Raw genomic sequence first — 23,181 nt, forward strand, 5'->3', positions numbered from 1 at the left:
TGATAAATACAGGAACGCGAAATGACCAACACCGGTTTTATTATTGGTGCGTACCCCTGCGCACCCTCGTTTCACCAGAAAGGGGAACAACAAGAGCAAGCCTTCTGGCGGGAACTTGCCGACACGCCTTATATACGCGGTCTGGAACAACCGTGCCTTGAAAACCTTCATCCGTTTGGCGATGAATGGTTATTCCGGCACACCCCAGGCGACTGGCGCATGGTGGTGACAGCAGTGATGGAAACCATGCGTCGCCGCGCTACCAACGGCGCATTTGGCCTGGCGTCAGCCGACGAAGACCAGCGTAAAGCCTGCGTTGAATATTACCGCCATCTACATCAGAAAATTACCGCCGTGAACGCCCGTTTTCCGGGAAAAGTAATCGCGCTGGAAATGCAGGCGGCACCGCAGGCGGGCAACGACAATGTAGGGCAAGCCACCGAGGCGTTCTCCCGTTCCATCAAGGAGATCGCGGGCTGGGACTGGCCCTGCGATCTGATACTGGAACACTGCGATTCCATGACCGGCCCCGCGCCACGTAAGGGATTCTTACCTTTAGAGCAGGTGCTTGACGTGGTGAGCACAACGAATATCAGCGTCTGCATCAACTGGGCGCGTTCTGCTATCGAAGGTCGCAACACCACCCTTCCGCTTGTGCATGTCCAGGCGGCAGTCAGGGCAGAAAAACTGGGGGCGCTGATGTTTTCGGGTACGACCACCCGCGGGGAATACGGTGAATGGCAGGATCTGCATGCGCCGTTTTCTTCGTTCTGCACCGACAGTTTACTCAGCACCGAACATGCAAAAACACTTTTTACTGCGGCGAACGCCGCATCCCTGAAATTCTCCGGTATTAAATTACTGGAAATAAATGCTAATGCTGATGTCAGCCATCGCATCGCAATATTGCGCGACGGCATTAGCGCTCTCCATAACGCAACACAATAAAAATAAAAACACTTATTCCGGTTACATTCACTGAGATATTAAATATGAATATTTCTAATCATGCTCTACACGCGAACATTCCGCGCCAGCGCTGGCTAAGAATCATTCCCCCTATTCTTATCGCCTGCATCATTTCCTATATGGACCGCGTAAATATTGCGTTTGCTATGCCCGGTGGTATGGACGAAGAACTCGGTATTTCCGCCACGATGGCGGGCCTGGCGGGTGGCATCTTCTTTATCGGCTATCTGTTTCTCCAGGTACCGGGCGGCAAGATTGCCGTTCACGGCAGTGGCAAGAAATTCATCGGCTGGTCGCTCGTGGCGTGGGCGGTTATTTCGGTGCTGACGGGCCTCGTCACGAACCAGTACCAGCTCCTGGTCCTGCGCTTCTTACTCGGCGTGGCGGAAGGCGGGATGCTGCCCGTGGTACTTACGATGATCAGCAACTGGTTCCCGGATGCCGAGCGCGGTCGCGCGAATGCGATTGTGATTATGTTTGTGCCTATCGCCGGGATCATCACCGCACCGTTATCGGGCTGGATCATCACCGCGCTCGACTGGCGTTGGTTATTCATCATCGAAGGGCTGATGTCCGTGGTAGTACTGGTGCTGTGGGCCTTCACCGTTTACGACCGACCGCAGGAAGCTCGCTGGATCTCTGAAGCGGAGAAGCGCTATCTGGTGCAAACGCTGGCCGCAGAGCAGCGCGCGATTGCCGGTAAAGAGGTAAAAAACGCGTCACTGAGCGCTGTGCTTTCCGACAAAACCATGTGGCAGCTGATCGCCCTGAACTTCTTCTATCAGACCGGTATTTACGGTTACACCCTCTGGCTGCCCACCATCCTGAAAGAGCTGACGCATACCAGCATCGGTCAGGTGGGGATGCTCGCCGTTCTGCCTTACGTCGGCGCGATTGCAGGCATGTTCCTGTTCTCATCACTCTCGGACCGCACCGGTAAACGCAAGCTGTTCGTCTCCCTGCCGCTGATTGGTTTTGCGCTCTGCATGTTCCTCTCGGTGACCTTAAAAGAGAACATCTGGCTGGCCTATGCCGCGCTGGTGGGTTGCGGATTCTTCCTGCAATCGGCCGCAGGGGTGTTCTGGACGATTCCGGCGCGTTTGTTCAGCGCCGAGATGGCGGGCGGCGCGCGCGGCGTGATTAACGCCCTGGGCAATCTCGGTGGGTTCTGCGGCCCGTATGCAGTCGGCGTGCTGATCACCCTCTACAGCAAAGATGCCGGCGTTTACTGCCTGGCGGTATCACTGGCACTGGCCGCACTGCTGGCCCTGCTATTACCGGCAAAATGCGATGCCGGAGCAGAGCCTCATCCCTCGGTGAACCCGCATAAGCATGTGGCCTGATGTCCTTCCCCTTCTCCCACCGGGAGAGGGGAAAAACCAAATCGTAGGCCGGGTAAGCGAAGCGCCACCCGGCAAGCAAGGGAAGCAAAGATGAGTGAAAAAGAACCCTTCTGGCTGGGTATCGATTGTGGCGGTACTTATCTGAAAGCCGGTTTGTACAACAGCCAGGGCAGAGAAGTTTGTATCGAACGCCGTGCGGTGGCCACGCTCAGCCCACATGCAGGCTACGCCGAGCGGGATATGCACGCGCTTTGGCAGCACTGCCATGCAACCGTCGCCCGGTTGCTGAAAAATTCAGGCGTAGACGGCGAACAGATCAAAGGCGTTGGCATTTCTGCGCAGGGCAAGGGGCTGTTTCTTCTCGATAAACGGGATAAACCGCTCGGCAACGCGATGCTCTCCTCCGACCGCCGGGCCCTGGAGATTGTGCAGCGCTGGCAGCAGGACGGCATTCCCGAAAAACTCTATCCGCATACGCGCCAGACGCTGTGGACGGGGCATCCCGTGTCGCTTCTGCGCTGGGTCAAAGAAAACGAACCGCAGCGGTATCAACAGATTGGCTGCGTGATGATGGCGCATGACTATTTGCGCTGGTGCCTCACGGGCGTAAAAGGCTGCGAAGAGAGCAATATCTCCGAATCCAACCTCTACAACATGCAGACAGGCCGGTACGACCCACAGCTCACGCGCTGGCTGGGTATTGATGAAATCGACGGCGCGCTGCCGCCCATTGTCGGTTCAGCAGAAATTTGCGGGGAAATCACCGCTCAGGCAGCCGCACTGACCGGTCTCGCGGCGGGCACGCCCGTCGTTGGTGGACTGTTTGATGTGGTTTCCACCGCGATCTGCGCCGGGCTGCATGATGAACACACCCTGAATGCCGTAATGGGTACATGGGCCGTCACCAGCGGTATCGCCAACGGCATTCGCGACAACGAGCCATTTCCTTATGTCTATGGCCGCTATGTTCACCCGCAGCATTACATCGTCCATGAAGCTAGCCCGACGTCCTCCGGCAATCTCGAATGGCTGACAGCGCAATGGGGCGATATGTCATTTGATGAGATAAACCGCGCCGTCGCCAGCTTGCCGAAAGCCGGAAGTGAGGTGATCTTCTTGCCATTTCTCTACGGCAGCAATGCCGGGCTGGAGATGACCAGCGGGTTCTACGGTATGCAGGCGCTGCACACTCGCGCGCACCTTCTCCAGGCCGTTTACGAAGGCGTGGTGTTCAGCCATATGACTCACCTTAACCGGTTGCTGGAGCGCTTTACCCAGGTGCGGGCATTGCGCGTCACGGGCGGCCCTGCTCATTCGGATGTGTGGATGCAAATGCTTGCGGACGTCAGTGGTCTGGCTATCGAACTGCCGCAGGTAGAGGAGACCGGCTGTTCCGGCGCGGCCCTGGCCGCACTCGTGGGAACGGGTGTCTATCCCGATTTTCACACCGCGCAGCGCGCCCTCACCCATGCCTGCAGGGTTATCGAACCCGATATGCACGCGCATGCGGCCTACCAGCGTAAATACCACCGCTACCAGTTACTGATATCAGCACTACAGGGCTATCACGCCCGCGTTAAGGAGTATGACTTATGAGCCGACCATTACTTCAGCTGGCGCTCGACCACACTTCACTGTCAGCTGCACAGCGCGATGTCGCGTTATTAACGGACTGCGTTGATATCGTCGAAGCGGGCACCATTCTGTGTCTGACCGAAGGGCTGAATGCGGTGCGTGCGCTGCGTCAGCAATGCCCGGACAACATCATCGTCGCGGACTGGAAAGTGGCCGACGCCGGAGGGACGCTGGCGGAACAGGCGTTCGGCGCAGGCGCCAACTGGATGACCATCATCTGCGCCGCACCGCTGGCCACCGTCGAAAAAGGTCATGAGGTGGCTCAACGCTGCGGCGGCGAAATCCAGATGGAATTGTTTGGCAACTGGACGCTGGAAGATGCCCGCGCCTGGCACCGCGCTGGCGTTAAGCAGGCGATTTATCACCGCGGACGTGACGCACAGGCCAGTGGGCAACAGTGGGGCGAAGCGGATCTTGCCAGAATGAAGGCCCTCTCCGATATCGGTTTGCAGCTCTCGATTACCGGCGGCATTACCCCCGCCGACCTGCCGCTGTTTAAGTCAATCAACGTTAAGGCGTTTATCGCCGGGCGCGCCCTGGCAGGCGCAGAACATCCGCCGCAGGTGGCACAGGTATTCCACCAGCAAATCCGCGACATCTGGGGAGAGTAACCATGCGACAGCATCCGTTGGGTATATACGAAAAAGCGCTGCCGAAAGCTCTCTCCTGGCCGGAACGTTTAGTTCTGGCGAAAAGCTGCGGGTTTGATTTTGTTGAGATGTCGGTTGATGAGACGGACGAGAGACTATCGCGTCTGGAATGGAATACTACGCAGCGCGCCTCTCTGGTCGAAGCCATGCTGGAGACAGGCGTGTCGATCCCGTCGATGTGTTTGTCCGCCCATCGTCGCTTTCCGTTTGGCAGCCGCGACGAAACCGTGCGTGAACGCGCCCGCGAGATCATGACCAAAGCCATCAGGCTGGCGCGCGATTTGGGCATTCGTACCATTCAACTGGCGGGTTACGACGTTTATTACGAAGAGCATGACGCAGGCACGCAGCAGCGCTTTGCCGAAGGGCTGGCGTGGGCCGTTGAGCAGGCGGCTGCCGCGCAGGTGATGCTGGCGGTGGAGATCATGGACACCGCCTTTATGAACTCCATCAGCAAGTGGAAAAAGTGGGACGAGATGCTGGCATCCCCATGGTTCAGCGTCTATCCGGACGTCGGCAACCTGAGCGCGTGGGGCAACGACGTCACCGCCGAACTGACGCTGGGTATTGACCGTATCGCGGCTATTCACCTGAAAGACACCCAGCCCGTTACCGCACAAAGTCCCGGACAGTTCCGCGACGTACCGTTTGGCGAGGGCTGCGTCGATTTCGTGGGCGTGTTTTCCACGCTGAAGAAGCTGAACTATCGCGGCGCATTTCTGGTTGAAATGTGGACCGAAAAAGCAAAAGAACCGGTGCTGGAGATTATCCAGGCACGCCGCTGGATTGAAGCCCGTATGCAGGAAGGAGGCATGACATGTTAGAACAACTCAAAGCCGAAGTGCTGGCGGCCAATCTGGCGCTTCCCGCCCACCGGCTGGTGACATTAACCTGGGGCAACGTCAGCGCCGTTGACCGTGAAAGCGGTCTGATGGCGATTAAGCCTTCCGGCGTGGAATACGACGTGATGACCGCTGAAGATATGGTTATCGTGGATATCGCCACGGGCCAGGTGGTTGAGGGCAGCAAAAAACCCTCATCAGACACGCCAACCCACCTCGCGCTCTATCGCCGTTATCCGGAGATTGGCGGCATTGTCCATACCCACTCACGCCACGCCACAATCTGGTCGCAGGCAGGGTTAGATCTCCCGGCCTGGGGCACCACCCACGCGGACTACTTCTACGGCGCAATACCCTGCACCCGGCTGATGACCACGGCAGAAATTGAGGATGAATATGAGTACCAGACGGGTGAAGTGATCATTAAAACCTTTGAAGAAAGAGACCTGAGCCCAATGCAGGTTCCGGCGGTGCTGGTGCACTCTCACGGCCCGTTTGCGTGGGGCAAAGATGCTGCCGATGCGGTACATAATGCCGTCGTACTGGAAGAGTGTGCCTACATGGGCCTGTTCTCGCGCCAGCTTGCACCGCAGCTACCGGACATGCAGCAGGCGCTGCTCGACAAGCATTATCTGCGCAAGCACGGCGCGAATGCCTATTACGGCCAGTAATTACCCGGAATTAATATGTTCCTTACAGTACCGCCGTTTCCAGACGGCGGGCGTCAGCCCGGTATGTTTAGAGAATATCTGCCGGAAATAGCCAACGTCGTTAAATCCGCATCGGGTGGCAACCTCGGTTATTGACGCTGCATCGCTTAATAACAGCTTTTCTGCTGCCCTGATGCGCTGGCGGTGAATGGCCTCGGTCAGGGTTAAATGAAAGGTTTTACGAAATACCCTGCCGAGATAATCGGCATTACAGTGCAACGCTTTTGCCAGCTGCGAGGTGGAAAGCGGCAAATGAAATTGCGTGCGAATAAGCTGTTTGGCTTTCCACGCAATGGCCGTACTCGCTTCATCGCTTTTATCTTCGTAGCTCCGGGAAAGTGAGACCTGCTGTAAAATCAGCAGCACGATGATTTCCAGCGCCACGCTTCGCTGTAATTTTTCCTGTTCGCTCAGGAATTGTCGAAATAGCGCGATGACATATTGCGGATCCCTGACAACGCAATATTGCTCTATTTCGAGCGGAAACGCCTGCGGCAGGGATTCATTAACGCGCTCGATATCAAAGTGCAGCCAGTAGAAACGCAGATCCCCCGGAAAGTCTTCTGTCCCCACGTGTCGACGGCCCGGCCACAGCAGTAAACTCTCGCCCGCTTTTACCTCAAACACCCTGTCGTCTTCCTGAATCGTTAATGTCCCCTTTTCGACAAAGATAATTTCCCACGACGTTAATTTACGCGACGGATGGCGTCCCACGCCCCGGGAAATAAATAACCCTCCGTTTTGTACTTTAATCGGAAGCGCTATGGATAATTCAAGCATAGATATTCACCATTCCGCTTTTATCTCCGAAGAAATTGCGTTTATTTATTGAATAATAACAAATAGTGCCAGCGCTGCTCGATCGAACTCACATTTTCATCATCAGGTCGGAATCGTCATCTTTTTATACTTTTCCCTTCCCTTGTTGGCATAGCCGTTCAATGCAGAATAAAAGAGGTACCTTGCAAAAAATAATAAAATTCGATTACCGAGGAGTGACCTGATGACTTCCACACCGATTACAAAGTCTGATGTTGCACAGCGGGCGAGAGATGACCGTTTATCCATTCGCGAAAAAATAGGCTATGGCCTCGGCGATGCGGGCGGAACGGTGATTACCTGCTTAATTATGAATTTTCTTACCTTTTTCTATACCGACGTTTTTGGCCTGACCCCCGCGCTGGTGGGGACACTGTTTATTGCGCTGCGCGTGTTTGACGCCATTTCCGATCCGGTGATGGGGGTTATTGCCGACCGCACGCAGAGCCGCTGGGGGCGTTTTCGTCCCTGGCAACTGTGGGTGGCGGTTCCCATCGGGATTATCGGCGTTCTGACCTTTACCGTTCCGGACGCCAGCATGGGGGTCAAAATCGCCTGGGCGTTCGGAACCTATCTGCTCCTGTCCGTAGGTTATACCGCCATCAACGTGCCCTATTGCGCGCTGATCAACACCATGACCACCCGTCACAACGAAGTGATCGCCTGCCAGTCATGGCGCTTTGTGCTGTGCGGCGTCGCGGGGTTTTTGGTCTCGGTTGGGCTGCCGTGGCTGGTCGCTGAGCTGGGGCAAGGTAACACCGCCCGTGGCTACCAGCTTGGGGTCGGCGTGCTGTGCGCCATCGCCGTGATCATGTTCCTGTGCTGCTTCTTCTGGGTACGAGAGCGCGTGCCGCTGGCGCTGATGGGCAAATTCACGCTACGCGAGCATCTCGCAGGCCTGCGTAAAAACGATCAGCTACTGCTGATGCTGGTGATGTCATTTCTGCTGATAAACGTCTTTAACATTCGCGGCGGCGGATACATGTACTTCATCACCTACGTTTTGCAGGGAAGTACCGTTTATACCTCACTGTTTTTCACCATGGTGACCTTTGCGGCGATCCTGGGCGCGGTGATCGTCAATCCGCTGTCCCGGCGTATTGATACCGTCAAACTCTACTATTACACCAACCTGGTGCTGGCCGCTGTTGCCCTGGGCATGTGGTTCCTGCCGGGCGGGCCGGCCCATCAAACGCTCTGGCTGGTCGTCATTCTCAGCAACGGCGTGATCCTGGGCTTTACCCTGCCACTGCACTTCTCCCTGATGGCCTTCGCCGATGACTACGGCGAGTGGAAAAACGGCGTGCGTTCATCAGGCATGAACTTCGCCTTCAATCTGTTTTTCATCAAGCTTGCGTGGGCGTCCAGCGCCGGGATCATCAGCCTGGTGTTCATCGCAGTCGCCTACCAGCCGGGCGCGGGTAACCAGACGCCGGCCTCTTTGCAGGGCATTACCGCCATGGAGACGCTGCTCCCTGCTCTTTTCCACCTGCTGCTGGCGGTCTCTATCCGCTGGTGCAGGCTTAACAACCCGATGATGTCGCGCATTGCCACCGATCTGCGCCAGCGTCACGTCTCGTCCTGAGGAGAATGTCATGACCCTAATGGAAGCCAACCTGCATAACCTGAAAATTAACGATCCGTTTCTCGGCCAGTACCAGCGGCTGGTTCGCGACGTGGTGATCCCGTATCAGTGGAATGCGCTGAACGACCGCGTTGCGGATGCGGAGACAAGCCACGCCATCACCAACTTCCGCATTGCGGCAGGTCTGGAGGACGGGGAGTTTTACGGTATGGTGTTTCAGGACAGCGACGTGGCGAAATGGCTTGAGGCCGTGGCGTGGTCGCTGTGCCAAAAACCCGATCCCGAACTGGAACAAACCGCAGATGAGGTGATCGAACTTGTCGCAGCGGCGCAGTGCGAGGACGGCTATCTGAACACCTACTTTACGGTCAAAGCCCCCGGCGAGCGCTGGACCAACCTCGCCGAATGCCACGAGCTTTACTGCGCCGGACACATGATTGAAGCGGGCGTGGCCTGGTTTCAGGGTACCGGAAAGCGCCGCCTGCTGGAGGTCGTCTGTAAGCTGGCGGACCATATCGACAGCGTCTTTGGGCCAGGGGAAAAACAGCTGCATGGTTATCCAGGCCATCCGGAAATTGAGCTGGCGCTAATGCGGCTCTATGACGTCACGCAAGAGCCGCGCTACATGGCGCTGGTGAATTACTTTATTGAGGCGCGCGGCACGACGCCCCATTTCTATGATATCGAATACGAGAAGCGCGGCAGAACCTCGCACTGGCATAACTACGGCCCGGCCTGGATGGTCAAAGACAAAGCCTACAGCCAGGCCCACCAGCCGCTTTCAGAACAGCAAACGGCTATCGGCCATGCGGTGCGTTTTGTGTACCTGATGGCGGGCATGGCGCATCTGGCTCGCCTGAGTAACGACGACGGCAAACGCCAGGATTGCCTGCGGCTGTGGAGAAATATGGCCCAGCGCCAGCTGTACATCACGGGCGGGATCGGCTCGCAAAGCAGCGGCGAGGCCTTCAGCAGCGATTACGATCTGCCTAACGATACGGTGTATGCAGAAAGCTGCGCCTCTATCGGCCTGATGATGTTTGCCCGCCGGATGCTGGAGATGGAGGCAGACAGCCAGTATGCCGACGTGATGGAGCGGGCGTTATACAACACGGTGCTGGGCGGAATGGCGCTCGACGGTAAGCATTTTTTCTACGTGAACCCGCTTGAAGTGCATCCCAAAACGCTGGCGTTTAACCATATTTATGACCATGTCAAACCCGTCCGCCAGCGCTGGTTTGGCTGTGCCTGCTGCCCGCCGAACATCGCGCGCGTGCTGACGTCGCTGGGTCATTACATCTATACCCTTCATCCGGAAACGTTATTCATCAATCTGTATGTCGGGAACGACATCGCCGTCCCGGTTGGCGATCAGCAGCTGCGGCTGCGTATCAGCGGAAATTACCCGTGGCATGAGCAGGTTAACATTGAGATCGCCTCGCCCGTTCCGGTCACCCACACGCTGGCGCTCCGGCTGCCGGACTGGTGCGAAAATCCCGAAGTATCGCTGAACGGCGCAGCGGTGACGGGTGAGGTATCGCGTGGCTACCTCTACCTGCGCCGCAGCTGGCAGGAGGGCGATGTGTTAACGCTGACGCTGCCGATGCCGGTTCGTCGGGTGTACGGTAATCCCCAGGTTCGCCAGCAGGCGGGTAAAGTCGCTTTGCAGCGCGGTCCGCTGGTCTATTGTCTGGAGGAAGCAGACAACGGCACCGGGCTGCACAACCTGTCCCTGCCCGCTGACAGCGAATTCCGTGTTTTTGAAGGAAAAGGCATGTTTGCCCATAAAATGGTGATTCAGGCAGAGGGCGTCGCGCGGTGCGCCGCGCAGGCCAATTCAGACGCGCTCTGGCAGTACGATCGCGCCCCGGTACATCGTGAGCCACGCACGCTGACCTTTATTCCGTGGTTTAGCTGGGCTAACCGGGGAGAAGGGGAAATGCGGATTTGGGTCGATGAAGGCTAAATCGCGCTAGCCTGTTGCCCTCTCCCACGAGAGAGGGCGTAAACCGTCACCCGGCTTTCGACATCAAAAACGCCAGGCCACGCCGGTCATCAGCGCGACGCTGTCGTCGCGGTCGATCATCGGGCTGTTCTTCACGTCGTCCGGTAAAACCGTGTATACCGCGCTGGCCGTGATGAACAGGCTTTTTGTCAGCTGATATTTCGCCGCCAGGCCAACGTATGGCGTCCAGCTGTCATCCGCAGTGTAATCATCCAGCCCTGAGCGGCGAGACTCGCTGTCGGATACGCCATAGTAATAGTCGTTATAGCTTTTATCGCTATAGAACACGCCGACGGAGGGGGTCAGGATCAGGCGTTCCATGCGAATCGGGTGGAAATACGAGATTTCAGCGATCGTGCCGCCGCTTTCATCCATCACGTCGCCGGAGAGCGCCAGTTTCAGGCTGCCCCAGCGCTCATGACGATAATATGCGCCGCCCAGGAAAGCGGATGCCTTGCGCTCGTCCAGGCGTTTCATCTGGTGGTCGTCATTGTCGTCCGGATCAAAATGCAGGGGCATCCAGGAGGCAGTGAGGCTGAGTTCGTTTTTGTCGTCCTTCCACATAATCCACCCACCGGTGGTTTGACGCACGTAGAAACGATCGCCTTCATAGCTGATTAACGGCAAGGCGGTCGTATTTTGGTTATACCCTTTGTAAGGCGATTCATTAAATACCGCCCCCGCCCCGAGAGAAAAACCGTCAGCCATTGCGGAGAATGACGAAAATAACACGACAGCAATCAGTAAATTATATTTAACAGTCATTCCATGTAATCCATTTATACGCAGGTAAACGAGACGCATAATAATGGTTACAAATTTACCAAAGCAACGCAGCTGATTATATAATAGTATATCGGCAATGATATAAATGGATACGCAAGATGCTTAACCTGCAGTTAAAGCCGCGAGATTTAAAAATAATTTCTATTATCGCCGCAACGCGCAGCATTGGGGATGCCGCCGCTCTGCTGGGGATGGCGCAGGCCAACGTCAGCAAATATCTCGCTGATTTTGAAAACCGCATTGGCCTTAAGGTGTTCGAGCGCACCACGCGCCAGCTCGCGCTCACGCCGTTCGGCGAGGCGCTGTTGCCCTACATCAATGCGTCACTGGATAAGAACAACCAACTCGTTAATTTCATTGCTGATTATAAACATGAGAAGCGAGGAAAAGTGACGATATACGCCCCGACGGGCATTGTGACCTACCTGGCGCGCAACGTTATCCATCTTATTGAAGACATTGGCGACATCCGCCTCTCGTTGAAAACCTATAATCTTGAGCGCAGTGAATTCTCCGAGGGCGTCTCTTTTCCCGACGACTGCGATATTTTAATTACCTACGCCCCGCCAAAAGATGAAAGTTTAGTGGCAACGGTATTGAGAAAGTATTCCGTTACGGCGTTTGCAACGGTCGATTACTTAAAACAACATCCTATTAGCAGCCCGCAGGATTTAAAAGATCATTCCTGCATTCTCATCGATTCGATGATGGTTAATGACGCCAATATCTGGCCTTTCCGCGTCCCTGGCAGTAACGACATCTGCGATTATAAAGTCACCGGCAATTATATTTGCGATAATACCCAAACCGCGCTGGAGCTGGCCCGTAATAATCTGGGCATTGTTTTTGCTCCGAAAGTGAGCCTGAAAAGCGAGTTAACGCAAGGGACGCTCGTCCCCTGCTTTCCACACCAGGACGAGTGGTGGCTCGATCTCACCGCCATCTTCAAAAAACGCGAGTACCAGCCCTGGCGCGTCCAGTACGTCCTGGACGCCATTCTTGACTGCCTGCGCCAGCAGCTGGTTCAGGCCACCCCCGGGCGGCCTGAACAGGATGATTAGAACAGCCCTAACGGTTTATCGGAATAACTGACCAGCAGGCATTTCGTCTGCTGATAGTGTTCCAGCATCATCTTGTGGGTTTCCCGCCCAATGCCTGACTGCTTATAGCCCCCGAAGGCCGCATGCGCCGGATAGGCATGATAGCAGTTAGTCCACACGCGTCCCGCCTGAATGCCGCGCCCCATCTTATAGGCCAGATTACCGTTACGGCTCCATACGCCAGCCCCTAAGCCGTACTGGGTGTCGTTGGCGATTTCAAGCGCCTCCTCCATGGTTTTGAAGGTGGTCACGGCCAGCACCGGGCCGAAAATCTCCTCCTGGAAGACGCGCATGCTGTTCTTGCCAGACAGGATCGTTGGCTCAAGATAGTAGCCCTCCTGCAGATCGCCGCCCAGAAGCTTACGACGGCCACCGGTCAGCACATCGGCACCCTCTTTTTTACCGATATCGATGTAGTTAAGGATGGTTTCCAGCTGCCCGTGGGAGACCTGCGCGCCCATCTGCGTCACGCTATCCAGCGGATTGCCGCTGCGAATCGACTCTACGCGCCGGATCGCCCGCTCCATAAAGCGCTCATAAATCGATTCCTGAACCAGCGCCCGGCTGGGGCAGGTACACACTTCGCCCTGGTTGAAGGCGAACAGCGCAAACCCCTCCAGTGCCTTATCGAAGAAGGCGTCTTCCTCATCCATCACGTCGGCAAAGAAGATATTCGGCGACTTCCCGCCCAGCTCCAGCGTAACCGGGATGATGTTCTGGGTCGCATACTGCATGATCTGCTGGCCCACTTCCGTCGACCCGGTAAAGGCCACCTTGGCGATGCGTTTTGAGGTCGCCAGGTATTCGCCAATTTCGCCCCCTGCGCCGTTGACCACGTTGATGACGCCCGGCGGCAACAGATCGCCAATCACCTCCATCAGCAATAGCACGGAGAGCGGCGTTAAGCGTGCAGGCTTGAGTACCACGCAGTTGCCCGCTGCCAGCGCGGGGGCCATTTTCCAGCTCGCCATCAGCAGCGGGAAGTTCCACGGAATGATTTGCCCCACCACCCCTAGCGGCTCGTGGAAGTGATACGCCACGGTGTCGCTGTCGACCTCGCTGATACCGCCCTCCTGGGCGCGGATGCAGGAGGCAAAATAGCGGAAGTGGTCGATCGCCAGCGGAACGTCTGCCGCCATGGTTTCGCGGATCGGCTTACCGTTATCCCAGGTTTCCGCTGTCGCCAGCAGCTCCAGGTTTTGCTCCATCCGGTCGGCGATTTTAAACAGGATGGCAGCCCGATCCTGCACAGAGGTCTGTCCCCACTTATCCTTGACCTTATGCGCCGCATCCAGCGCCAGATCGATATCACGCTTGCCGGAGCTGGCAATTTCACACAGCGGCTGCCCGGTGACGGGCGTCAGGTTGGAATAGTATTCGCCGTCGACGGGGGCCACCCAGTCGCCGCCGATAAAGTTGTCATAACGGGGTTTTAGCTTAAGAGGAAAACCATACTCGCCAGGCTGAATGCGCGATGAGGGAGGATTATTTGTCATGACCGTCTCCTTGCTGTTGGTGTACATCAAGGGTAGTTCCGGCTGGCTATTTTCTCGCCAGCCGGTGACGGGTTTACGAGCCGTATCACGGATTACCGTACTTTACGTTTCGTTTCTGCCGCTGAGCCATACTTAATAGCTTAAAGGCTCATGAGGAACGATGCGATGCAGCTATTTATTGGCTTTGACGTGGGCGGAACCCACATCAAACACGGCGTGATTGATGAAAACGGCAAGGAACTGACGTCTGAGGAGTACGACACACCGGAGGATGAAGCATCCTTTAAACAGAAATGGAAAGCGGTGGTGGAAGCGTACCAGCAGGAGCATGACGTTGTCGGCATCGGGGTGAGCTTTCCAGGCCATATCAATCACCATACCGGCGAAGCGGCGAAAGCAGGCGCGCTTGAGTATCTTGACGGCAAAAACCTGTGTGCGCTTTTTGCAGAGCTGACCGACCTGCCCGTGACCATCGAAAACGACGCCAACTGCGCGGCGCTGGGCGAACGCTGGCAAGGGGCAGGGAAAGATTACGAGCATTTCGTCTGCATCACCATCGGCACGGGTATCGGCGGCGGGATCGTGATGGAAGGCGACCTTTATCGCGGCTCGCACTATCGGGCGGGTGAATTTGGCGTGCTTCCCGTCGGCAATAACGGCGAATGCATGCACGAGGTGGCATCTGCCAGCGGCCTGATGAAGGCCTGCAGCCGCGCGTTACGGCTCAGCGAAGATGAAATGCCCCACGGTGAAGAGCTGTTTAAACGTATGGACAGCGACGTTCATCTGCGTGAGGCCATTGAAGAGTGGGCGCATTTTTTGTCCCGCGGCGTCTACAGCGTGATCTCCATGTTTGATCCGCAGGCGGTGCTGATTGGCGGCGGCATCAGCGAGCAGGAGAAAGTCTATCTCCTGCTCGATAAGTATTTACAGCGTTTTGAGGAGTGGGAGGCGCTCAAGGTGCCGATCCTGCCGTGTAAACTGGGCAATCAGGCGGGCCGCCTGGGTGCCGTCTGGCTGGCAAAGCAGAACCGCGCTTAACGCGCCTCACCTTGTTCCGGGAACAGCTGCGCGTCGCGAAGCAGATGATCGTTGCCCCGACGACGCGTAAAGCCTGTCCGGTTGAAATATTCGAGGATCTGAATCGCCAGCTTGCGCCCCACGTTCAGCTGGTCGCGGAAGTCCGCCGCACAGGTTGACCCCTGCACCCGATCGCGATCGCGTATCAGGTTTGCAAACGCCAGAATGCGATCGTTGCGGTAATAACGATCTTTCACGATCGCCACAATCAGCCCCTGCTGCGCCGCATGGCGTAAGACCTGACGCATGGTCTGCTCGTCGGTGTGGGTTTCTCGCGCAAGATCGCGCACCCACCATGGCTCATCGCCGAACAACGACGCCGCTTTTTGCCATATCGCCTCTTGCTCGGCGGTGAAGCCGGCTTTGTGTTCCGGCAGGTGCAGCCAGCCGTGGTGGCTTTTGATCGCGCCGCTTTCGCGCATTTTTTCAATCAGCAGCAGCACCAGCGCTTCATCTTCCATCGGCAGCGCCATGCGACGCAGGCGCTCGCGTCCCGGACCGGGTTCATCCTGATGCTGCTGGTGGTAGGTGGCGAGCGTGTTCAACACTTTACGCTGCCAGCGTGCTGCGACCGGGGCATTGAGCAGGCTGTTTCCGGCCTGGATAAAGCCCTCTTCCTGCGCCAGTTCCCCCAGGCCTTCACCGCTCAGCTGGCGCGCCCACGCGAAATCACTCAGGTTTACCGCGCCGCGTTCGAGATGCGTCAGCAGCGCGGCTTTATCATCGTCGGCTTGCTCCAGCGCCGCCAGCCATTGCAGGTATTCCGGCTTACGCTTCCCGCGACGGGGCGGATCCAGCGTCACCACCCGTGCCCCGGCCAGCGTTTCCCGCGCCGAGATATCGCGCAGCACCAGGCGGTCGTTATCCGCGAGCCACAGCGGGGAATCAAGCACCAACTCGGCGAGGTTGTTTTCCAGCAGCGATACCCGCCCGGTAATATGGCTGGCGGCGTGATGGATGTGCAACGGCTGCCACTGCGTCAGCGGCGTGAAGCTGTGCAGAGAGACAATGACCCGCTCAGACGGCTCCGGTGGCGCAGCGGATAGCAGCCAGTCGCCACGGTTAAGGCGGTCTTTTTCGGCATCGCCCGCAATGTTTAGCGCGATGCGCTGCCCGGCATGGGCGTGTTCCACCGGCTGATTCTGGGCATGCAGACCACGCACGCGCATCGGCTTATTCACGCCCGTCAGCCAGAGCGTATCGCCGACGTTCACTTCGCCGCTCAGCGCAGTGCCTGTGACCACCAGACCCGCCCCTTTGACGGTAAACGCCCGGTCGATGGCCAGGCGAAAGCGGTGATGGCTCGCGCGCTGGCGCGACGGCAGCTGCTGCAAATGGTCGCGCAGGGCATCTATCCCGCGCCCCTCGGTCGCCACGGTGACAAAAAGCGGCGCATCGGCAAAACCGTATTCGCGCAGCACGCCCTGCACCTGCTCCCTGACCTCGTCCCTGCGTGCGTCATCCACGCGGTCGGCTTTGGTGAGGGCAACGGTGAGCTGCGGATTGCCCGTGAGCTGTAGGATCGCCAGATGTTCGCGGGTTTGCGCCATCACGCCGTCATCGCAGGCCACCACCAGCAGCGCATGATCGATGCCGCCGACCCCGGCCAGCATGTTCGACAAAAACTTTTCGTGCCCCGGCACATCAATAAAGCCCAGCACGCGACCATCCGGCTGCGGCCAGTAGGCATAGCCCAGATCGATGGTCATGCCGCGTTTTTTCTCTTCCGGCAGGCGGTCAGCATTCACGCCGGTAATGGCCTGCAGCAGGGTGGTTTTTCCGTGGTCAACGTGACCGGCGGTGGCAATAATCATTTCAACAGCATCTCCAGAAACTGTTCTTCATCTTCAAGACAGCGTAGGTCTAACCACATGCGTCCGTCGTATATGCGTCCGATAACCGGCGCAGGCAGCGCACGCCAGCGGGCCGATAACGCCTCAAGCTGGCTGCCGCGTCCGTCGCGTGGTGTAAACGTCAGCGCGGCGCTCGACAGTCTGTCTACCGGCAGCGAGCCGCTGCCAATCTGCGACTGGCAAGATTCAACGCGCACGTCAAACCCGGCATAGTACGGGGCAACCTGCGGCAGCAGTAGCTCGCCCTGCGCACGAATCGAGGCGGCATCCCGCGCCAGCAGACGCAGCGTTGGTAGCCGTTCGGCCAGCTTCTCCGGATGGAGGTAGAGCCGCAGCGTCGCTTCAAGCGCTGCAAGAGTCATTTTGTCGGCACGCAACGCGCGCTTGAGCGGATGCTGTTGCAGCTTCGCAATCAGCTCACGTTTGCCGACGACGATCCCGGCCTGCGGCCCGCCCAGCAGCTTATCGCCGGAGAAGCTCACCAGACTTACGCCTGCCGCAATCGTCTCTTGCACCATCGGCTCTTTCGGCAGCCCGTACTGGCTTAAATCCACCAGCGAACCGCTGCCGAGATCGGCAATAACCGGCACGTTCAGTTCACGCCCGATAGCGGCCAGCCCGGCCTCGTCGACCGTTTTAGTGAAACCTTCAATATGGTAATTGCTGGTGTGGACCTTCATCAGCAGCGCGGTATTTTCGTTGACCGCCGCGCGATAATCTTTTGCATGGGTGCGATTGGTGGTGCCCACTTCGTGCAGCGCACAGCCCGCCTGACGCATGACATCCGGGATGCGGAACGCACCGCCAATCTCCACCAGTTCGCCGCGCGAGACCACCACCTCTTTGCCGCTGGCCGTCGCTGCCAGCATCAGCAGCACAGCCGCCGCGTTGTTATTCACGATGCAGGCGTCTTCAGCACCGGTGAGCTGGCAGAGCAAATCCGCCAGCGCCCGATCGCGATGGCCCCGGCCAGCGCCATCCAGATCATACTCCAGCGTGACCGGCGAACGCATGGCCTGAGCAACCGCCGCGACCGCCTCTTCGGCCTGCTGCGCACGACCCAGGTTGGTATGCAGTACCGTTCCCGTCAGATTAAACACCGGACGCAGAGCACCCTGCGCGTTAGCCGACAGCCGCCGTTCCGCCTCCTGCCCCCAGTCCGCGCACCAGTCCGGTAAGGCATTCTCTGCCTGAATATGTTCCCGCACCTCTTCCTGAAGCAGACGCAGTATATCGACCGTCGCGGTATGGCCGAAACGGTCGACGACGGTTAAGAAGTGGGGATCACGCAGAAGCCGATCGGTAGCAGGAATGTGGCTGTAGAGAGAACGATGAGTAGTCATGGATGCGCCCGGCGAATGGATATCATCCCCCCTCCCGACGGGAGAGGGAGTTAACATGGGAGGGATTGTAACGCCTCTGGCCGCTAAGTGTTATAACCCGCATCAAGCCTTTGGCGGTTCGGTACGGGCAAAGCTTTCGCGCTGGAAAAGGGTCTCAGCGAGCTTCACCAGCAGCGGACGGTCTACGCACCAGCCAGGCGAAACCCGGCGGAAGTTGAGGTAGCCAATGGCGCAGGCAATGGCAATGGTTCCCAGGTTGAGATCGTCATTCTGAATTTTCCCGTCCCGGATCAGCTGTTCACAATGGTCCAGGCTGCGGCTGATTTTTTCCCGCTGACGCAGCAGCTCCGTTTCCGACTGCTGGGCTGCTGGCCTTGCCTGCTCGCGCACGGAGGCAAGTGCCGCGTCCATAATGCCGTCCGCCAGGGCTTCTGTTTGCTTCATCGCCAGCGCCGCTTTCGGATCGGCTGGCAGCATCGCGGGCGCGATCCCCAGCAGTTCGATGTATTCCGCAATAATCGGGGAATCAAACCAGCATTCGCCCTCATCCGTCACCAGCGCCGGGACTTTTCCCAGCGGATTGTACTGCGCCACGCCGTTTTCGGCGTTGTAAGGCTGTTCATTTACGAATTCAAACGCAATCCCTTTCTCCAGCAGGAGAATTGAAATTTTACGCACGAAGGGACTGGTATAGCTGCCGACGAGTTTCATTGCCTGATCCTTGATGCCGCGAAAAACGTCAGTATGGAACAATCGATGGAAAAAGGCAGGTATGCGTATCGCATTCCTTCCTCCTTGCACAGCGTTACCCCGAATGACATCAGGACAAATCTGCATGCAAATATTTTGTGAATTCAATCACAATATCGAAACAAACACGCGGCGAGCAAATGTGATGCGAATCACAAAACGTCGGGTATTTTGCTTACTTTATGCTCGTTGTATTTTTTTTATGCATTGGTTATGTGATCGCGATCACTTCATTAAATGGCATACCCCCTACATTTACGTGATTGAGATCACACAAATTTTCGTTGTCTGGACAGTTGAACGATTCAATGCCAGATTTCACAGCATCAGAACAGGGCCCGGCTACCTCTGCCGCCGCACATTAACGATAAACCTCGGGCCGTAAGCCTAAGCGTAAACATAAGAAGGGGTGTTTTATGTCATCCGATTTCAAGATCAAAGTTCAAAGCTTTGGTCGTTTTCTCAGCAACATGGTGATGCCAAATATCGGCGCGTTTATCGCGTGGGGTATTATCACCGCATTGTTTATTCCGACAGGGTGGTTGCCTAACGAAACGCTGGCGAAACTTGTTGGCCCAATGATTACCTATCTGCTGCCGCTGCTCATCGGTTATACCGGTGGTCGTCTGGTCGGCGGAGATCGCGGTGGCGTAGTGGGTGCCATTACGACCATGGGCGTGATCGTCGGCGCGGATATGCCGATGTTCCTCGGCGCGATGATTGCCGGTCCTCTGGGCGGCTGGGCGATTAAGAAATTCGATGTCTGGGTGGATGGTAAGATCAAATCCGGCTTCGAAATGCTGGTGAACAACTTCTCTGCGGGCATCATCGGGATGATCCTCGCGATTCTGGCGTTCCTCGGCATTGGCCCTGCGGTTGAAGTTCTGTCCAAAATTCTGGCGGCAGGCGTTAACTTCATGGTGGCGCACGACATGCTGCCGCTGGCGTCTATCTTTGTTGAACCGGCGAAAATCCTGTTCCTCAACAACGCCATTAACCACGGTATCTTCTCCCCGCTGGGTATCCAGCAGTCGCATGACCTTGGCAAGTCCATCTTCTTCCTGATTGAAGCGAACCCGGGTCCGGGTATGGGCGTTCTGCTGGCGTATATGTTCTTTGGTCGCGGCAGTGCAAAACAGTCTGCGGGCGGCGCGGCAATCATCCACTTCCTGGGCGGTATCCACGAAATTTACTTCCCGTACGTGCTGATGAACCCACGTCTGATCCTGGCCGTTATCCTCGGCGGTATGACTGGCGTGTTCACGCTGAGCGTGCTGGGTGGTGGTCTGGTTTCTCCAGCTTCTCCAGGCTCTATCCTGGCGGTACTGGCGATGACCCCGAAAGGCGCTTACTTCGCTAACATCGCCGCTATCTGTGCGGCGATGGCGGTCTCCTTCGTGGTGTCGGCTATCCTGCTGAAAACCAGCAAGGTGAAAGAAGAAGACGATATCGAAGCGGCAACCCGTCGTATGCATGACATGAAAGCAGAATCCAAAGGCGCAACACCGCTGGCGGCTGGCGATGTCTCTAACGACCTGAGCCACGTACGTAAAATCATCGTTGCCTGCGACGCCGGTATGGGTTCCAGCGCAATGGGTGCAGGCGTACTGCGCAAGAAAGTGCAGGATGCGGGCCTGACCAATATCTCCGTCACCAACAGCGCGATCAACAGCCTGCCGCCGGACGTTGACCTGGTGATTACGCACCGCGATCTGACCGAGCGTGCGATGCGCCAGGTGCCTCAGGCACAGCACATTTCGCTGACCAACTTCCTCGACAGCGGCCTGTACGCCAGCCTGACCGAACGTCTGGTTGCTGCGCAGCGTCACGAAGATAATGAAGTGAAAGTGCGTACCAGCCTGCAGGACAGCTTTGACGAGAGCAATGCGCACCTGTTCAGACTGGGCGCGGAAAACATCTTCCTTGGCCGTACCGCTGCCACGAAAGAAGACGCCATTCGCTTCGCGGGTGAGCAGCTGGTTGCTGGCGGGTACGTTCAGCCAGAATACGTTGAAGCGATGCTGGAACGTGAAAAACTGACGCCAACCTACCTCGGCGAATCCATTGCGGTTCCACACGGTACGGTTGAAGCGAAAGACCGCGTGCTGAAAACCGGCGTCGTGTTCTGCCAGTATCCGCAGGGCGTACGCTTCGGTGAAGAAGAAGATGACATCGCCCGTCTGGTGATTGGTATCGCCGCTCGCAACAACGAGCACATCCAGGTGATTACCAGCCTGACCAACGCCCTGGATGACGACACCGTCATCGAGCGTCTGGCCAACACCACCAGCGTAGAAGAAGTGCTGGCGCTGTTGAACAAGTAAGTCCGTTCTCTTCCCTCTCCCCGTTGGGGAGAGGGCTAGGGTGAGGGGAAAAGTTCCTCACCCCAGCCCTCTCGGGTAAAAACATTAATGAAGGTTAACTCTATGAAAGCATTACATTTTGGCGCAGGTAATATCGGTCGTGGTTTTATCGGCAAACTGCTGGCAGACGCAGGCATTACGCTGACATTCGCCGATGTGAACCAGGTGGTGCTCGACGCCCTGAATGCCCGTCATAGCTACCAGGTCCACGTTGTCGGCGAAAACGAACAGGTTGAGACGGTGTCTGGCGTGGATGCGGTGAGCAGCATTGGCGACGAGGTTATCGACCTTATCGCCCACGTTGACCTGGTCACCACCGCCGTCGGCCCGGTTGTGCTGGAGCGCATTGCCCCTGCCGTGGCGAAAGGCCTGGCTAAACGTAAAGCACAGGGCATTGAAACGCCGCTGAACATTATCGCCTGTGAGAACATGGTGCGCGGCACCACGCAGTTGAAAGCCCACGTTATGGCCGCCGTGGCGGACGAAGACAAGGCCTGGGTTGAGGCGCACGTCGGTTTTGTTGATTCCGCCGTGGACCGCATCGTTCCGCCGTCAGAATCGGCCACCCACGATCCGCTGGAAGTCACCGTTGAAACCTTCAGCGAGTGGATCGTTGATAAAACCCAGTTTAAAGGCGCGCTGCCGACCATTCCGGGAATGGAATTAACCGACAACCTGATGGCATTTGTCGAACGTAAACTCTTCACGCTTAACACCGGGCATGCTATAACCGCGTACCTCGGCAAATTGGCCGGTCATCAGACCATCCGTGATGCAATCCTTGATGAGAACATCCGTGCGGTGGTGAAAGGCGCAATGGAAGAGAGCGGCGCGGTGCTGATTAAACGCTACGGTTTTGATGCCGATAAGCATGCAGCCTACATTCAGAAAATCCTCGGACGTTTTGAGAATCCGTACCTGAAAGATGACGTCGAGCGCGTGGGACGTCAGCCTCTGCGCAAACTGAGCGCGGGCGACCGTCTGATTAAACCGCTGCTGGGCACGCTGGAATACGGTCTGCCGCATGCCAACCTGGTGAAAGGGATTGCCGCCGCAATGCACTATCGCAGCGAGCAGGACCCGCAGGCACAGGAACTGGCGCAACTGATTGGCGATGAAGGCCCTCAGGCTGCGCTGGCGCAGATCTCTGGTCTGGACGCCAACAGCAACGTGGTTGTGGAGGCGGTTAACGCTTATAACGCAACCAAATGATGCAGAATGCGGCGCAGGTTAGCCTGCGCCCAAATTACAGATTGTCAGATATGCAGGCAATAATGGAACAAACCCAGGCCTTTGAAAACCGTGTGCTTGAGCGTCTGAATGCTGGCAAAACCGTACGAAGCTTCCTGATTGCTGCCGTCGAGTTACTGACCGAGGCAGTGAACATTCTGGTGCTTCAGGTGTTCCGCAAAGACGACTACGCGGTAAAATATGCTGTAGAACCGTTACTGGACGGCGACGGACCGCTGGGCGATTTATCGGTGCGCCTGAAGCTGATCTACGGTCTTGGCGTGCTGAGCAGGCCCGAGTATGAAGATGCCGAGCTGCTGATGGCGTTGCGCGAAGAGTTAAATCATGACGGTAATGAATACGCCTTTACCGATGATGAGATCCTCGGGCCGTTCGGCGAGCTGCACTGCGTGACCGCCCTGCCCCCGGCACCCCACTTCGATAACAGCGATCCTGAGCTGTATGCGATGCAAAAGCTGCGTTATCAGCAAGTTGTTCGCTCTACCATGGTCCTTTCCCTGACTGAGCTGATTTCACGAATCAGCTTAAAAAAAGCGTTTCAGAAGTAAGCCTGCGCACTTTGTTGTATCCTTCCCGGTAAATCCCCCGAATTTAGAGTATG

The 23,181-nt window shown here is 56.9% G+C and carries 19 protein-coding genes; 13 read left to right on the plus strand and 6 right to left on the minus strand.

What is annotated here, in order from left to right; genetic code table 11:
• The first annotated feature begins 21 nt into the window (after positions 1-21).
• The 6 genes from I6L58_RS11745 (at position 22) to araD (ending at position 6,110) form a co-directional block, all read left to right on the plus strand.
• On the plus strand, positions 22-948 hold the full coding sequence (locus I6L58_RS11745) for a DUF4862 family protein (protein ID WP_088209026.1): 927 nt from the start codon (positions 22-24) through the stop codon (positions 946-948).
• Positions 949-992: 44 nt separating this feature from the next.
• Positions 993-2,312: an MFS transporter gene (locus tag I6L58_RS11750; protein ID WP_088209025.1), complete on the plus strand. Its 1,320-nt coding sequence runs from the start codon at positions 993-995 to the stop codon at positions 2,310-2,312.
• Between the two features lie 90 nt (positions 2,313-2,402).
• Complete coding sequence (locus I6L58_RS11755) at positions 2,403-3,908, plus strand: FGGY-family carbohydrate kinase (protein ID WP_088209024.1); 1,506 nt, start codon at positions 2,403-2,405, stop codon at positions 3,906-3,908.
• Positions 3,905-4,558 carry a 3-keto-L-gulonate-6-phosphate decarboxylase UlaD gene (gene ulaD, locus I6L58_RS11760; RefSeq protein ID WP_088209023.1) on the plus strand — a complete coding sequence of 218 codons (654 nt, stop codon included), beginning with the start codon at positions 3,905-3,907 and terminating at the stop codon, positions 4,556-4,558. The genes I6L58_RS11755 and ulaD overlap by 4 nt, the downstream gene beginning before the upstream one ends.
• Positions 4,559-4,560: 2 nt before the next feature.
• Complete coding sequence (locus tag I6L58_RS11765; protein ID WP_088209022.1) at positions 4,561-5,421, plus strand: L-ribulose-5-phosphate 3-epimerase; 861 nt, start codon at positions 4,561-4,563, stop codon at positions 5,419-5,421.
• Positions 5,415-6,110 (plus strand): L-ribulose-5-phosphate 4-epimerase, encoded by a 696-nt coding sequence (gene araD / locus I6L58_RS11770; RefSeq protein ID WP_088209021.1) that lies wholly within the window; start codon positions 5,415-5,417, stop codon positions 6,108-6,110. Before I6L58_RS11765 ends, araD begins: the two co-directional genes overlap by 7 nt.
• Here the strand turns inward: araD and I6L58_RS11775 are convergent, their stop codons facing one another.
• The gene (locus I6L58_RS11775; RefSeq protein ID WP_088209020.1) at positions 6,111-6,929 is read right to left on the minus strand and encodes a helix-turn-helix domain-containing protein; all 819 of its coding nucleotides are present in this window, start codon (positions 6,927-6,929) and stop codon (positions 6,111-6,113) included. It abuts the gene before it with no gap.
• Positions 6,930-7,152: 223 nt separating this feature from the next.
• Here I6L58_RS11775 and I6L58_RS11780 point away from each other — a divergent pair, with 223 nt between their 5' ends.
• Together I6L58_RS11780 and I6L58_RS11785 are read left to right on the plus strand one after the other, a co-directional pair.
• The gene (locus I6L58_RS11780; RefSeq protein WP_088209019.1) at positions 7,153-8,553 is read left to right on the plus strand and encodes an MFS transporter; all 1,401 of its coding nucleotides are present in this window, start codon (positions 7,153-7,155) and stop codon (positions 8,551-8,553) included.
• Positions 8,554-8,563: 10 nt separating this feature from the next.
• Positions 8,564-10,519, plus strand: coding sequence for a glycoside hydrolase family 127 protein (locus I6L58_RS11785; protein WP_088209018.1), 1,956 nt, complete (start codon positions 8,564-8,566; stop codon positions 10,517-10,519).
• Between the two features lie 63 nt (positions 10,520-10,582).
• On the opposite strand, the gene I6L58_RS11790 is transcribed toward I6L58_RS11785, so the two are convergent.
• Entirely contained in the window at positions 10,583-11,323 is a 741-nt protein-coding gene (locus I6L58_RS11790) for a MipA/OmpV family protein (RefSeq protein ID WP_088209017.1), read from the minus strand.
• A gap of 119 nt (positions 11,324-11,442) precedes the next feature.
• On the opposite strand from I6L58_RS11790, the gene I6L58_RS11795 reads away from it, so the two are divergent.
• Positions 11,443-12,405 (plus strand): LysR family transcriptional regulator, encoded by a 963-nt coding sequence (locus I6L58_RS11795; RefSeq protein WP_088209016.1) that lies wholly within the window; start codon positions 11,443-11,445, stop codon positions 12,403-12,405.
• Here I6L58_RS11795 and aldB read toward each other — a convergent pair.
• The gene (gene aldB / locus I6L58_RS11800; RefSeq protein ID WP_088209015.1) at positions 12,402-13,940 is read right to left on the minus strand and encodes an aldehyde dehydrogenase AldB; all 1,539 of its coding nucleotides are present in this window, start codon (positions 13,938-13,940) and stop codon (positions 12,402-12,404) included. The genes I6L58_RS11795 and aldB overlap by 4 nt on opposite strands.
• A gap of 165 nt (positions 13,941-14,105) precedes the next feature.
• Between aldB and I6L58_RS11805 the strand changes: the two genes are divergently transcribed.
• Complete coding sequence (locus I6L58_RS11805) at positions 14,106-14,981, plus strand: ROK family protein (protein WP_042321363.1); 876 nt, start codon at positions 14,106-14,108, stop codon at positions 14,979-14,981.
• Here the strand turns inward: I6L58_RS11805 and selB are convergent.
• The 3 genes from selB to I6L58_RS11820 form a co-directional block, all read right to left on the minus strand.
• On the minus strand, positions 14,978-16,834 hold the full coding sequence (gene selB, locus I6L58_RS11810) for a selenocysteine-specific translation elongation factor (protein ID WP_088209014.1): 1,857 nt from the start codon (positions 16,832-16,834) through the stop codon (positions 14,978-14,980). The two genes, I6L58_RS11805 and selB, sit on opposite strands and share 4 nt — an antisense overlap.
• Positions 16,831-18,216, minus strand: a complete 1,386-nt coding sequence (selA, locus tag I6L58_RS11815) for an L-seryl-tRNA(Sec) selenium transferase (RefSeq protein WP_088209013.1) — start codon at positions 18,214-18,216, stop codon at positions 16,831-16,833. The genes selB and selA overlap by 4 nt, the downstream gene beginning before the upstream one ends.
• 102 nt (positions 18,217-18,318) lie before the next feature.
• A complete protein-coding gene (locus I6L58_RS11820; RefSeq protein WP_088209012.1) occupies positions 18,319-18,927 on the minus strand; it encodes a glutathione S-transferase in 609 nt (202 codons plus the stop codon).
• 455 nt (positions 18,928-19,382) lie between these two features.
• Here I6L58_RS11820 and I6L58_RS11825 point away from each other — a divergent pair, with 455 nt between their 5' ends.
• The 3 genes from I6L58_RS11825 (at position 19,383) to mtlR (ending at position 23,128) form a co-directional block, all read left to right on the plus strand.
• Positions 19,383-21,290 (plus strand): PTS mannitol transporter subunit IICBA, encoded by a 1,908-nt coding sequence (locus I6L58_RS11825; RefSeq protein WP_006177761.1) that lies wholly within the window; start codon positions 19,383-19,385, stop codon positions 21,288-21,290.
• Between the two features lie 102 nt (positions 21,291-21,392).
• A complete protein-coding gene (gene mtlD / locus I6L58_RS11830) occupies positions 21,393-22,541 on the plus strand; it encodes a mannitol-1-phosphate 5-dehydrogenase (protein WP_042321357.1) in 1,149 nt (382 codons plus the stop codon).
• Positions 22,538-23,128 carry a mannitol operon repressor MtlR gene (mtlR, locus tag I6L58_RS11835; RefSeq protein WP_006177759.1) on the plus strand — a complete coding sequence of 197 codons (591 nt, stop codon included), beginning with the start codon at positions 22,538-22,540 and terminating at the stop codon, positions 23,126-23,128. Before mtlD ends, mtlR begins: the two co-directional genes overlap by 4 nt.
• Positions 23,129-23,181 lie beyond the last annotated feature (53 nt).

The organism is Enterobacter cancerogenus (assembly GCF_019047785.1).
Classification (GTDB): Bacteria; Pseudomonadota; Gammaproteobacteria; order Enterobacterales; family Enterobacteriaceae; genus Enterobacter; species Enterobacter cancerogenus.